This window comes from Nodosilinea sp. LEGE 07298, from assembly GCF_015207265.1.
Classification (GTDB): domain Bacteria; phylum Cyanobacteriota; class Cyanobacteriia; order Phormidesmidales; family Phormidesmidaceae; genus Nodosilinea.
Map to the genome: position 1 here is coordinate 1 of NZ_JADEXE010000208.1, position 12,125 is coordinate 12,125.

General features: G+C 57.1%; 12 protein-coding genes, 1 tRNA gene and 1 pseudogene. 5 read left to right on the top strand and 9 right to left on the bottom strand.

Going from position 1 to position 12,125, the window contains the following annotated elements; all coding sequences use genetic code 11:
* A pseudogene (locus IQ273_RS23070) lies at positions 1-999 on the bottom strand (hypothetical protein); the annotation flags it as partial.
* Positions 1,000-1,292: 293 nt separating this feature from the next.
* Complete coding sequence (gene gvpA / locus IQ273_RS23075; protein WP_073608715.1) at positions 1,293-1,511, bottom strand: gas vesicle structural protein GvpA; 219 nt, start codon at positions 1,509-1,511, stop codon at positions 1,293-1,295.
* 303 nt (positions 1,512-1,814) lie between these two features.
* Here gvpA and IQ273_RS23080 point away from each other — a divergent pair, with 303 nt between their 5' ends.
* Both IQ273_RS23080 and IQ273_RS23085 read left to right on the top strand, forming a co-directional pair.
* Positions 1,815-2,285, top strand: a complete 471-nt coding sequence (locus IQ273_RS23080; protein ID WP_194025514.1) for a tetratricopeptide repeat protein — start codon at positions 1,815-1,817, stop codon at positions 2,283-2,285.
* Positions 2,286-2,403: 118 nt separating this feature from the next.
* Positions 2,404-3,753 (top strand): glutamine synthetase family protein, encoded by a 1,350-nt coding sequence (locus IQ273_RS23085; protein WP_194025506.1) that lies wholly within the window; start codon positions 2,404-2,406, stop codon positions 3,751-3,753.
* Between the two features lie 68 nt (positions 3,754-3,821).
* On the opposite strand, the gene IQ273_RS23090 is transcribed toward IQ273_RS23085, so the two are convergent.
* Positions 3,822-5,591 (bottom strand): ABC transporter substrate-binding protein, encoded by a 1,770-nt coding sequence (locus IQ273_RS23090; protein WP_194025515.1) that lies wholly within the window; start codon positions 5,589-5,591, stop codon positions 3,822-3,824.
* A gap of 331 nt (positions 5,592-5,922) precedes the next feature.
* Here IQ273_RS23090 and IQ273_RS23095 point away from each other — a divergent pair, with 331 nt between their 5' ends.
* Together IQ273_RS23095 and IQ273_RS23100 are read left to right on the top strand one after the other, a co-directional pair.
* A complete protein-coding gene (locus IQ273_RS23095) occupies positions 5,923-6,657 on the top strand; it encodes a GvpL/GvpF family gas vesicle protein (protein WP_194025507.1) in 735 nt (244 codons plus the stop codon).
* Between the two features lie 12 nt (positions 6,658-6,669).
* A complete protein-coding gene (locus IQ273_RS23100) occupies positions 6,670-6,915 on the top strand; it encodes a gas vesicle protein GvpG (protein ID WP_194025508.1) in 246 nt (81 codons plus the stop codon).
* A 7-nt stretch (positions 6,916-6,922) separates the two neighbouring features.
* Here IQ273_RS23100 and IQ273_RS23105 read toward each other — a convergent pair.
* A tRNA-Gln gene (locus tag IQ273_RS23105) sits at positions 6,923-6,994 on the bottom strand.
* Positions 6,995-7,360: 366 nt separating this feature from the next.
* Between IQ273_RS23105 and IQ273_RS23110 the strand changes: the two genes are divergently transcribed.
* Positions 7,361-8,623 (top strand): DUF3095 domain-containing protein, encoded by a 1,263-nt coding sequence (locus tag IQ273_RS23110; protein ID WP_194025509.1) that lies wholly within the window; start codon positions 7,361-7,363, stop codon positions 8,621-8,623.
* Between the two features lie 61 nt (positions 8,624-8,684).
* Here the strand turns inward: IQ273_RS23110 and argJ are convergent, their stop codons facing one another.
* From argJ to IQ273_RS23135, 5 genes are all read right to left on the bottom strand, one after another.
* Positions 8,685-9,926 carry a bifunctional ornithine acetyltransferase/N-acetylglutamate synthase gene (gene argJ, locus IQ273_RS23115; protein WP_194025510.1) on the bottom strand — a complete coding sequence of 414 codons (1,242 nt, stop codon included), beginning with the start codon at positions 9,924-9,926 and terminating at the stop codon, positions 8,685-8,687.
* 125 nt (positions 9,927-10,051) lie between these two features.
* The gene (locus IQ273_RS23120) at positions 10,052-10,450 is read right to left on the bottom strand and encodes a ferredoxin (protein ID WP_194025511.1); all 399 of its coding nucleotides are present in this window, start codon (positions 10,448-10,450) and stop codon (positions 10,052-10,054) included.
* Positions 10,443-10,913, bottom strand: coding sequence for a cell division topological specificity factor MinE (gene minE / locus IQ273_RS35475; RefSeq protein WP_194025512.1), 471 nt, complete (start codon positions 10,911-10,913; stop codon positions 10,443-10,445). The genes IQ273_RS23120 and minE overlap by 8 nt, the downstream gene beginning before the upstream one ends.
* 56 nt (positions 10,914-10,969) lie before the next feature.
* Complete coding sequence (gene minD, locus IQ273_RS23130) at positions 10,970-11,767, bottom strand: septum site-determining protein MinD (RefSeq protein ID WP_194025513.1); 798 nt, start codon at positions 11,765-11,767, stop codon at positions 10,970-10,972.
* Positions 11,768-11,872: 105 nt separating this feature from the next.
* Positions 11,873-12,125: septum site-determining protein MinC (locus IQ273_RS23135; protein WP_278000583.1), on the bottom strand; the 253-nt coding region annotated here is incomplete at its 5' end.

Genomic DNA, 12,125 nt, shown 5'->3' on the forward strand with positions numbered 1-12,125 from the left:
GGTCTCTACCGCGACAGGAGCCATAACCGTGGCGACAGGCGCAGAACGAGCTACCGCTTCCGAATGAGCTGGAGCCGGGGTGGCTTTAGCTGGCACTGCTTTAGCTGGAGCGGCTTTAGCGATGGGAGGTACTGCTATCGGTTTTGCGACAGATGCTTTGGGCACAGGCTTAGTTGTCGCTACGGTGCGGGCTGGCGTTGAGGTGACAGCGGGTCGAGTGGCGGCAGGGCGGGTGGCTGGAGCAGCGGCAGGCAGAGCAGTAGCCTTCTCCCCCCACACAATGTGGGAAAGCTGCGCGCGCTGGGTCTGGAGCTGATGGCGAAAGTCAGCTAGCTCGGTGAACATGGCATCTACAGAAGCAGCTAGGGCGGCGCGATCGCTCTGGCGCTGCTCTTGGTGTACCACTGCTGCCCGCTGGCGCACTGCGGTCAACTCTTTCAGCGTGGCCTGCACCTGCACCTGTAGATCTTCGACGTAGGCCGTTAGCTGGGGTAACAGCTCAGCCCGTATCATTGCCTGTTGCTGGCGATAGCCAGCCCGATCAACCGCCGTTTGAGCTTGAATCTTGGCCACCTGTTGCTGCACCTGGCGTAGCTCTTGGGCAATCTCTAGGCGCAGGTCGCATACGGTGTTTTGAAGCACCTGGCAATCGTATTCAAGCTTTTGCCGAACTTCGGCAGCGCTCAGTTCGCGATCGGCCTGGTAAGTGGCCAGCAGCACTTCGGTATCAAATCGCAGCTGCTGAATATAGTCTTGGCGGATCTGCTGCCGAGGTAAAACCTGGGCCTCGCGGTCTGCGGTAGTTTGGGCTAGCCACAGAGCGGTGTTGGTGCGTAGGTCAGCCATCAGCTGATCGAGGTTGTGGCGCAGCTGTACAGCATGGGCCAGTCGGTCAGCCTGCCAGCGCTCCAGGTCAGTAAAAACCTGGTCGCGCCGACTCACTACCTCGCTCTGGCGCAGTTGTCGTGCGGCTTGCCACTGGTCATAAAGTGCTGTCACAGGACTGCTCTCCCTTTAGCGAAAATGAAACGTGGTGACTAGTATGGAGAATCTTGCAGGGTGGCAAGATGAAAATTAGCGCCAAGAGAAGATATTTTGCCAGACCTTAAAATCTAATTATTTTTAAGCATTCCGGCATCTTTATGGAGCACTATTCTTAAGCTTGCCAATAGTAGACTTTGACGATTAGCTAACTAAAATTGTTAGTTTCACCTAGTCTATGGGGCAGTTAAGCATGGGTAAAATCCAGCGTTCCACTGCCCCATTAAGTTGCAAAGAGCGATGGCGCTCGACTAGGCAGCAGGCACAGCAGCTTGGGCAGTCAGACCAACAGCCTCGGCGTACTTGAGGTAGGTATCGACAGAAGCAATGACGACGCGAGCTTCGATAGCTAGCAGTTCAATACCAACTAGAGAAACACGAACCCAAGCATCAATAACGATGCCTTTGTCCAGAATGCGGTCAACAACTTCAGCCAAGCTAGAGGAAGAGTTTACTTTTTCAACAGCCATGGTTTTGAACCCCTAAACAATTAATGTGTTCAATGAAATTGCAAAGATAACTCCCTCGAATGCACTTAACTGCTACTGCAAAGAAGCGGTAGAAACAGTCTCAGTGCGTAGGGCTTATTCCTTGCACATTTGTAGTCTGCCCATCTGCTTAGAACAGCTCACAACTTTAAAAAAATCAGTTCACTTATTGTTACCTGCAAGGCTTTGAGTCTTAGCTAGAAAGGCTGGAACGCCTTGGACACAGCCAATCTCAGCCAGATGCTAGATAATAAAAGCGCAACGCTACGGTTAGGCCAAGGCATGATGGATGATTCAACCCTAGAAGTGCTGCTGCAAAGCTTGAAGCAAGACGACGAATATCAGCGGGAGTTGGCCACAGCCGCCCTCTGGCAGCGCTGGTTTTACCAAAAGGGAACCGTGGGCAACCAACGGCTGCAAGATGCCCAAACCCTGATAGACCAGGGTCAACTGGATGCAGCAGAGGCGCTGCTGTCGGCCCTGGTGACTGAGTTGCCCGATTTTGCCGAAGCCTGGAACCGGCGGGCGGTGCTCTACTTTGTGCAGCGTCGCTGTCTGGAGGCGATGGCCGACTGTCAGCAGGTCATCAAGTTGGTGCCTTACCACTTTGGGGCACTCCACGGGCTGGGGTTATGCCATGCTGCCTTGGGGCAGTATGAAGACGCTATTCAGGCGTTTCGTCGTGCGCTGGCGGTGCAGCCCTACGCGCTAATTAACCAGCGGCTAATTCTAGAATGTACGGCGCAACTAAGCTGACGGGTAAGATCGGTTGACGCATTTAGATCGGTAACTAGACCCCTTTACCAGCCTACTATTATGGGGGTCTGAAGTAGGCTAGCCCGTTTCTACCCTAACCCTTGCATTCAGCCTTGTTATGCTCGAAAACACCTCTGCAATTTTGGCCCGCCTGCAGGAGAGTCATACTCGCTTTGTGCGGGTGGTGTGGTGTGATAACGGCAACGTCATTCGCGGTAAGGCTATTTATATCGACGCGCTGGCCCGGCAGCTTGAGAGCAGAGGAGTCTGCGCCGTAGGGCTATCGGCGGCACAGCAGGCGATTCCAGTGGTGGCGGATGCAGTGGCCCCTGGCAGCGGTCTAGGGCCAGTGGGGGAGGTGTGGCTGGTGCCAGACTGGAGCACGGTGCAGAGCCTTCCCTATGCCCCTGGGCAAGCCCGGGTAATGGGAAACATGGTAAAAGATGGCCAGCCCTGGCCCTGGTGTTCGCGTCAATTTCTGAAACGCATGGCGCAGCGGGCGGCCAGTCAGAGGTTGACCATCAAGGCCGCCTTTGAACCAGAGTTTTACTTACTGCGGCGGGATGGCGAGAGAATTTTGCCCGCCGACACCACCCCGTTTGCCGCAACTCTGGCAATGGACCAGCACCAGGAAGTCGTGATGGCGATCGCCGCTGCTCTCAGCGATCAGGGGGTGGCAGTGGAGCAGTACTATCCAGAATCTGGGCCGGGGCAACAGGAAATTTCGGTACGTTATACCGATGCCCTTGCTGCTGCTGACCAGCACATTATCTACCGCGAAACGGTAAAGGCGGTGGCTCACCAGCACGGGCTAATGGCCTCGTTCGTGCCGAAGCTATTTGAGTCCCACGCGGGCAGCGGTTGCCATTTGCATTTGAGTCTATGGCAGGGCGATAACAACCTGATTCCTGACGGCAACGGAGGATTGTCTGCGGTGGCTCAATCTTTTACTGCTGGGCTGCTGCACCATCTGCCAGCCCTGATGGCGATCGCTACGCCTAGCCCCAATTCCTACCGTCGCCTGCGGCCCCACTGCTGGAGCGGAGCCTACTGCGCCTGGGGTATGGACAACCGGGAGGCAGCGCTGCGGGTACCGAGTAACCTGGCCCATCCCAGCCCGACGCATTTGGAGCTAAAGACTGTCGATGGGGCGGCTAACCCTTACCTGGCGCTGGGGGGTGCGATCGCAGCGGGCCTAGACGGGATTGATCAAAACTATCGCCTGCCCGACCCCGTTCAGCAAAACCCAGGGGCGCTGTCGGAAGCAGAGCGGTGCGATCGCGGCATTGCCCTACTGCCTCAGTCTCTCGCGACAGCCCTAGCCGCCCTAGAGCAAGACACCATGCTGCTAGAGGCCCTGGGTAAACCGCTGGCCCAAACCCATCTGGCGGTGCGGCGGGCCGAACTAGTCGCTATGGAAGGCATGACTCTAGAGGCAGAGGTCGAGTTACTGCGCGATCGCTATTAAGGATTGATCAGTCTTGCCCATCCTCAGCCAATCGGGCTGGCGGCACGAATACCACCAACCCGGCTCACCTACTCGACCTTTAACTCCTGAATGTTCCACAGGGCACCACCCAGGGCCGTGTACTTTACCCCCTTGACTCGGTTGCGTACGGCGGTCAGTGAGAGGTTATTGATCAAGTATGTAAAGGGTAGGTACTCCTGGGTCAACTGCTGGGTTTCTTTGTACAGCTCAAAGCGCTCCTCTTCATCAATCACCTGGGCCGCTTGGACGTAGAGTTCAGCGATCCGGCGCTCCCAGTCGGCGGCCTGCCAACCCTCTAGCGGGTCTTGGCCTGGGCCAGCATTTTGGTTGAAGGCATGGAGCGCACCGTCGAGCAGCCAAACGTTAGCTCCGCCGTTGGGTTCTGTACCGCCGGTTAGTCCCAGCACCAGGGCTTCCCAATCGAGGCTGTCGGTGAGGCGATCGACTAGGGCGTTAAAGGCCAAGGGTTGAAAGTCAACCTGAATACCCAGCTTAGACAGGTCGTTTTTAATCTGCGCCCCAATTGACTCGCGAATTTTGTTGCCTGAGTTGGTGATCAGGGTGAACCGCACTCGGTTGCCAGCCCCATCCAGCAATTCTCCGGTGCTGTTGTACTGAAACCCATCGGCCAGCAGCAGTTCCTTAGCTCGCTCTGGGTCGTAGTCGTAGGTGCGAATGCCCAGCTCGGGCGGCGCATAGTAGGGACTAGGCACCGAGATAGGAGACGTCTGGGGTTGCCCCAGGCCTTGGAAAATATTGTTCACCATCGTCTGGCGATCGATGCCGTAGGAAATCGCCTGACGAAAAGCCACACTGTTGAACCAGGCCGATCGCACCGGGTTGACCAGAGGGTCGCCGTTGCGGCTGGCCCGGTTGAGGTTAAAGGCAAAGAAATTGGTGCCCAGGCCAGGGCCACCGTTGTAAATTGTAAAGTCACCTCGTTCCTCTTCCCGCTTGAGCAGCGAGAAAAAATCGGGCTGCACATTGTCCATATCGAGTCCGCCCGATCGAAACTGGAAAAAGGAGGTATCGGTAGACCCGACAATCTGCCACACGACTTGTTCGACATAGGGCTGAGGGTTGCCCTGGGCGTCTTCCTGCCAGTAGTAGGGGTTACGCTCGAAGATGACCCGCTCCCCCGGCACATACTGGGCGAGCTGGAAGGGACCATTGCCGACAATTTGGCGGGCAGGGGTATCGGTGCCCCAGGTTGAGAGAAACAGCGGGTTGCCCTGGGCGTCGAGGTTTTCTACCGTAGGCCGGAGAATATGAGCTGGAATAATATTTAAAGCTGTGTTCCCCAGCATGGGGGCAAAGGGCTCGGGCAGGGTAAACTGCACCCGGCGATCGTCTAGTTTACTGACCTCGGGCAGCAGGCCCTGGGTGCCGATGCGAAACCCATCGCGGCTGTTGGTCAAAATGGCAGGATTGAACAGCGTGTCGTAGGTAAACACCACATCGTCAGTGGTCAGCGGTTCGCCATCGGACCAGCGCAGCCCCTCGCGCAGAGTAAACACCAAGATTTTGCCATCGTCAGAAATCTCCCAGCTTTCGGCCAGGGCCGGTACGGTTTCACCGCTGATACCGTCAGTGGTGGTTAAGCCCTCAAAGGTGAAGCTAAAAATATTGGGCGACTCTTGACTGAGGATAGGGTTGAAGGTTTTGGGGTCGCTCAGAGCACTCAGTACCAGCCGAGGCACATCAACACTCGCCTGGGCAAACCGGGCGGGGTTGCAGCCCGTACTAACTAGGCCGATCGCCAGCGCCAGCATGAGGGCCATGATCTGCCTGCCTCTGGTCACCCAGGTGCCCGCCATCCGCCAACGATCGGTTGCCTGAGATGCAATGGCCACGGTTGCGAGTCTCCTATCTGCCAGATGATGCCTCAAACACTATAGCGATTAACCTACAACGATTGACCTACCAGAACTACCCTCCGGAACTTGAGCCCCGGAATTTGGCAAGGTTGGGCCTTGAGGTAGTCAGGACCGTTGGCCTAGCCTTGGCTCAAACAAGACTGGTTTAGCTCATTGTGATGGAATGTGATGGGAAAAGAGTGCGCTAGGGGCGATCGCGCCCCTGTCGAAGAATCTGAGACTTTAGGGCACTCTAGAGGCATTCCCCCAGACCATCCCCCAGAGACGACCTATGGCTGATCGCTACTACTTGTACGGCATTTTCCCGGCACCTGGCCCTACCGAGCTACCTCTAAACGGCTTAGATGATCAGGTGGTACAGACCCAGCAGCTAGACGGCTTTACCTTTCTTTATTCCCTTGCCTGCCAGAAACGCTACCTGTCAAGCCGCAAAAACTTGCTGGGCCACGAAAAGGTGCTCGAAGCCGCCATGGAGCAGGGCCATCGCACGCTGCTGCCGCTTCAGTTTGGACTGATTGTCAACAGTTGGGACCAGGTGCAGGAAGATTTGGTTGCCCCCTACGCTGAAGACCTGACGCAGCTGTTTAAGCGGCTCGACGGCTGCCGCGAGGTGAGCATTAAAGTGCAGTGGGATCCGTCTACAGAGCTAGAAATGATGATGGTCGAAGATGCTGATTTGCGAGCCCAGCGCGATCAGCTAGAAGGCACTCAGCTAGGGATGGAGCAGGTGATCTTTATTGGCCAGCAGATCGAAGCGGCCATGGAAGCACGTAAGCAAGGCATTGTCGATCAGTTTCGCCAGGTGCTAACCCCGCTAGCCAAAGACGTGCTAGAAAATGCGCCCCAGACCGATGTGATGATTTACAATGCCGCCTTCCTAATTCCGTGGGAGAGCGAGGCTGAGTTTAATCAGGCTGTCGATGCGGTAGATACTACCTTTGGCGATCGCCTGCGCATTCGCTACAACAACTTCACCGCCCCCTACAATTTCGCCCAGCTAAATTAGCTGCCGCCCCCTATGCTGCTAAAACTTCTCTTTGCACCCGTGCTTGGCCCCATTGAGGGGGTAAGCTGGGTGGCCAACAAACTGCTAGAGCAGGCCGACATCTCTACTAACGATTTGGAAAGCCTGCAAAAACAGCTGCTGGCCCTCCAGCTTGCCTTTGATATGGGCGACGTTTCCGAAGCCGATTTTGAGGCCCAGGAAGAAGAAATCCTGCTCGCCATTCAGGAAATTGAAGACGAAGAAGATGAGGATGACTGACTTAAAACTGGGGTGCTAGGATTCGAACCTAGGAATGCCGGGACCAAAACCCGGTGCCTTACCACTTGGCGACACCCCAACGCTTTCGCTGCTTTCGCTTTGATAATATAGCAGGTCTAACCGCATTACTGTCAAGATCGCTGAAAATTTTAGATCCAGAGCCTGCGCCTTTTCCACAGCGGAGCTTGCAAAGAAGTGAACGGCGGGCGGAGGGCAGTGGATTGAAGGCCGTATTTTGAAGACGGTATACAAAGATCTGGTGTAGCTTCAGGCGGCTTTCCCGAGAGCGGCGATTTGGGTTCACAATAGTAGATACGGGTGTTTTGATCGGGTGATATAGCCGATGCGCTGCCCTGGTTTCTGCCAGTTGCTATGACTGGTATGCCCAGCACATTGGTCATCGCAACATGTAGCTAACATTATTGCCAGCTTTGGCCGCCGTTCCATGGCTTCTGACACGTTCTATACCGATCTGCCGCCTCTAGAGCAGTTTTTAGACTTAGCCAACCCCCGCAACTACGTCGAGGCACCAGCAGACTGGTACGCCCTGATTACCGATGTAGTGGCCTCCAGTCAAGCGATCGCCCGAGGGCAGTACAAAGAGGTGAATGTGCTGGGGGCTAGCTCAATTATGGCGGTGCTCAATGCCGTTGCTCCGCTGGAGGTGCCGTTTGTGTTTGGGGGCGACGGAGCGCTGCTGCTGGTGCCCCCTAGCGCCGTACAGGCTGCCAGAGCAGCACTACTCGGCATTCGAACGCTGGCCCGCGACTCCTTTGGCCTCGACTTACGGGTGGGCATTGTGCCGCTGACGGCGCTGGGGGCTCGGCATGCGGTGCGGGTCGCTAAATTTCGGCTCAGCCCGACCTACTGCCAGGCCAGCTTTATAGGCGGCGGGTTAACCTACGCCACTGAGTTGGTAAAAGCAGACCCCGCTTACCGGTTAGATGTGCCGGGCGATGGCCTCAGGCCGGTCTCTGACCATCGCACTGCCGCCAACCTGGCCGGGCTAGAGTGTCGCTGGCAGGATATTCCTAGCCCTAGGGGGCATACCCTGAGCTTAATTGTGGCGGCTCTCCCCAGCGGTGGCTATATCAATGAGTATCTCTACCGTGAGGTGTTAGAAACCATTCACAGTATCTATGGAGAGTGGGAAAGCTACCATCCAGTGGCCCCGGCTGCCCTAAAAATATCTTTGAACCCCTGGCGGCTGCGCGCTGAGGCTAAAGCCAGAGCAAAAAGCCCTCAGTGGCGCGATCGCGCTACCTATACCGCCGGAGCTTACTTAGAAAGCTTACTGGGTCTGGGGCTAATGCGGTTTGATGTACAGGCGGGAGGGGTAGACTGGGGGCGCTACAAGGCTGACGTACGGGCCGCCTCTGATTATCAAAAAATCGACGATATGCTGCGTATGGTGATTGCGGGTAGCCCCGCCCAAACCGACCAGATGGTAGCCTACCTGGACGATCGCCTGGCCCAAGGGCATCTAGTCTACGGTGTACATATTTCTGACCGAGCGCTGATGACCTGCCTGATTATGAACCGGCGCGATCGCCACTTTCACTTGATTGATGGGGCTGACGGCGGCTACGCCCTGGCCGCACAGCAGCTCAAGGCGAGGCTTCAGGGCAAAGCCCAAAACTGGCAGACATATTCACAACTGGCCCGCCGCCGCCAGAATTTAGGCATCAAGGACCGACGACAGGCCTAGACCTAGACTTCGGCTCAGCAAGCGATCGGACCGCTCCCCTAACTCAAGCCACCCCCCTGGATTAGGTGGTGTACTCAGCATTGATTTTGACGTAGTCGTAGCTGAGGTCGCAGCCCCAGGCCTGCCCTTTGCCGGGGCCATCGCCCAGGGTGACATGAACGGCCACAGTGTCAGTCTTCAGGTATTCGCCCTGGGTAGCCGCCGTCAGGTAGGCGCTGGCGGCAGGGCGATCAAAGACCAGGGGCTGGCCATGCTCCATCAGCAGAAAGTCACCTAGCTGCACCCGCAGATCGCTCTGGTCGAAGGTGACTCCGGCCCGCCCAGCAGCGGCGGCGATTCGGCCCCAGTTGGGGTCGTGGCCAAAGATCGCCGACTTGACCAAGGACGACCCAGCGATCGCGCGGGCGACCTGGTTGGCGGCGGCAGTGTTGGCCGCCCCGGTAACGGTGACCTCAATCAGACAAGTAGCCCCTTCGCCGTCGCGGGCGACTGCCTTGGCTAGGTGCTGGCACACAGCGGTAAGCATGGCCTCTAGCTGGTTGGCCTCAGCCCCTTCGTCGGTAATGGCGGGGGTGCGCGATGCACCGTTGGCCAGGGCAATCAGGGTGTCGTTGGTGCTGGTATCGCCATCAACGGTGATTTGGTTAAAGCTGCGATCGGCGGCGCGGCGCAGCATATCTTGCCACAGGGTAGGCGACACGGTAGCGTCGCAGGTGACAAAGGCCAGCATGGTAGCCATATTGGGGTGAATCATGCCGGAGCCTTTGGCAATGCCGCCGATGCGCACGGGGCGATCGTGGATAACGGTCTCCATCGCCACCGTTTTAGGCACCAGGTCGGTAGTAATAATCGCCCCAGCGGCGGCGTTGGAACCTTCAGACGACAGACTTTCAACTAGCTTAGGAATGCCCGCCTTGAGCTGATCCATTTTGATCCGCTGGCCGATTACCCCAGTGGAAGCGATCAGCACCGCCTCAGGGGACAGATTGAGGGCAGATCCAAGACAGGTTGCGCTTTCGATCGTGTCAACCCACCCCTGGTTGCCGGTGCAGGCGTTGGCCTGACCCGCGTTAACGAGAATGGCGCGGGCGCTGGGGCGAGCTTCGAGCCGCTGACGACAGTAGTCAACACAGGCGGCCCGTACGTGGCTGGTGGTAAAGACGCCAGCGGCGATCGCCTCACAGTCTGAATAAATGAGGGCCAGGTCGGGAGCGCCTGAGGGTTTAAGCCCGGCTACAATACCCGCCGCCTGAAATCCTTTGGGGGCCGTAATGCCGCCCTCAACTAGCCGCCACTCTGCCATGCTGCTGTTACCCCATAGGTCTTGTCGGGGATTATACCAAGCTTCTGTTAGAACGAGACTTCGCAGGATAGCGGCATGGCAACGTCTGACCTAGCAACATACAGACAGACAAACCACAGTTCACCCTACGCTTCGGGCAGAGAATGCTTTAGGAATGCGAACTCCTCGACCACCTGTCCACCGATCAAGTGCTCTTGAATAATGCGCTCGATCACCGCTGGAGTAGCGCTGTGGTACCACACACCGTCTGGGTAAATAAGCAAGATGGGGCCTTTGTGGCAAACCCGCAGGCAGTTGGCCTTTGTGCGAAAGACAGAGGTGGGGCGTTCGGCGGTGGGTCGGTCTAGTCCCAGCTCTTTCAGGCGATTCTTCAGATAATCCCAGGCGACGATGCTGTCGGCTTTGTCGCAGCACTTGGGTTTGGTTTGGTCGGCGCAGATGAATACGTGGCGCTGAATGGTGTTGAGCGCCAGGGCATCAACACAGACAGCCAGAGAATCACAGGCGTCGGAAGCGTTACTCATCGGGGGTGACAGCAGGTTTTGTGAGGTCAGTAGACGCCTGGAATGCTGTGGTTTCGGTAGGCACTGCGGAGGCTTCGGTTTCTGAAGACGTCGTTTCAGGGGGTTTCGTTTCAGCAGATTCAACGCTGGTGGCGGGAACCTCAGATGCAGGGACAGTTTCCGGCCCAGGAGAGGGAACCGCTTCGATGGCAGGCACCTCAGGGCGCACCCGGCGAATGGGCAGGTTGGCGATCAGGGCCGTCATACGCTGGTCGCTTTCGAGGGTAAATTCGAGATGCTCCTGATCAAGCTCGACGTAGCGGGAGACCACTTCGAGAATTTCCTGGCGCATTTTTTCGACCATTTCGGGGGTGAGGTCGGCGCGATCGTGGGCCAGCACAAACTGCAGCCGCTGCTTTACCTCGGCCCGAGGGGTAATGGTGCGGCTGCGGTTAAACAGCTTATCGAGAAGTTCGCTTAGCATCGGCACTGGCGGCTGGGTAGAGATAACATCGAACACCGAGATCGTTGGAGAGAACGTTAGCCGCGGAAAAAGCGGCGCAGGCGGCTAAATAAGTCGTCGTGGGTGGCGGTGAGATCGATCAGCGGCACCTCTTCGCCCAGCAGCCGACGAGCGATGTTGTTGAAGGCGACCCCGGCCAGCGAGAGCTGTTTGTCGAGTACCAGCGGTTCGCCCCGGTTAGACGACACAATCACCCGCTCGTCGTCGGGCACGACCCCCAGCAGGGGCACCGCCAGAATATCGAGCACGTCGCGCACCGACATCATCTGGTCTTCCTGCACCATTTTGGGTTTGATGCGATTGATTAACAGCTTAGTGAATTTGACATCGTTGGCCTCTAGCAGGCCAATTACCCGGTCGGCATCACGCACGGCAGAGATCTCGGGGGTGGTGACGACGATCGCTTCTTTGGCAGGGGCGATCGCATTCTGAAACCCCATCTCAATTCCCGCTGGGCAGTCGATCAATATAAAGTCATTACTGCTGGCCAGCCCTCCGACTAGCTCTTTCATTTGCTCAGGGGTGATCGCTTCTTTATTACGGTTCTGGGCAGCAGCCAGCAGGCCCAGGGTAGGCTGGCGCTTGTCTTTGACCAGGGCTTTCTCGACCGTACAGTCGCCCGCCAGTACGTCAAGGGCGGTATAGACAATGCGGTTCTCTAGCCCTAGCAGCAGATCGAGATTGCGCAGGCCAAAGTCGGCATCGACGACGGCAACCCGCTGATTGCGCTGGGCCAGGGCCATTCCGAGGTTGGCCGTGCAGGTGCTTTTGCCAACGCCCCCTTTACCCGAGGTCATTACGATAATGCGAGTCATGGACGAAACCAACTTTCCTTAAAGAACCAACTGCCCAACGAAAACAACCGTTAATAATACGCTATGCCCGGCAGGGAAGCAGCCCGAATTTGGCGATGGGCCAATCTAAAAAGCATCGGTGGGCTGTGCTCCCTGTCCCAGGGTGGCGTCGAAGTGTTGGCGGGCAAACGCCTGGGCCTGGGCAATGCGAATTGCGTTGTTGCCCACATAGGCCACCTCGGGCAGGTATTGGGCGCTGGGACTGTCGGGGGCGCGGGCGACTAGATCGGCCAGACGAAGCTGGGTGGGCTGCATGTATAAGGCCATAATGTAGCGATCGCGATCGCCCCCAAACCCCGCATGGGCCGTACCCCGTAGC

What these genes read in the sequence shown, in the direction of transcription:
- gvpA (WP_073608715.1), bottom strand. Translation starts at nt 1,511, where the DNA reads ATGGCTGTTGAAAAAGTAAACTCTTCCTCTAGCTTGGCTGAAGTTGTT.
- IQ273_RS23120 (WP_194025511.1), bottom strand. Translation starts at nt 10,450, where the DNA reads ATGAGTAACGCTTCCGACGCCTGTGATTCTCTGGCTGTCTGTGTTGAT.
- minD (WP_194025513.1), bottom strand. Translation starts at nt 11,767, where the DNA reads ATGACTCGCATTATCGTAATGACCTCGGGTAAAGGGGGCGTTGGCAAA.
- minE (WP_194025512.1), bottom strand. Translation starts at nt 10,913, where the DNA reads ATGCTAAGCGAACTTCTCGATAAGCTGTTTAACCGCAGCCGCACCATT.
- IQ273_RS23085 (WP_194025506.1), top strand. Translation starts at nt 2,404, where the DNA reads ATGCTCGAAAACACCTCTGCAATTTTGGCCCGCCTGCAGGAGAGTCAT.
- IQ273_RS23110 (WP_194025509.1), top strand. Translation starts at nt 7,361, where the DNA reads ATGGCTTCTGACACGTTCTATACCGATCTGCCGCCTCTAGAGCAGTTT.
- IQ273_RS23095 (WP_194025507.1), top strand. Translation starts at nt 5,923, where the DNA reads ATGGCTGATCGCTACTACTTGTACGGCATTTTCCCGGCACCTGGCCCT.
- argJ (WP_194025510.1), bottom strand. Translation starts at nt 9,926, where the DNA reads ATGGCAGAGTGGCGGCTAGTTGAGGGCGGCATTACGGCCCCCAAAGGA.
- IQ273_RS23090 (WP_194025515.1), bottom strand. Translation starts at nt 5,591, where the DNA reads ATGGCGGGCACCTGGGTGACCAGAGGCAGGCAGATCATGGCCCTCATG.
- IQ273_RS23080 (WP_194025514.1), top strand. Translation starts at nt 1,815, where the DNA reads ATGGATGATTCAACCCTAGAAGTGCTGCTGCAAAGCTTGAAGCAAGAC.
- IQ273_RS23100 (WP_194025508.1), top strand. Translation starts at nt 6,670, where the DNA reads ATGCTGCTAAAACTTCTCTTTGCACCCGTGCTTGGCCCCATTGAGGGG.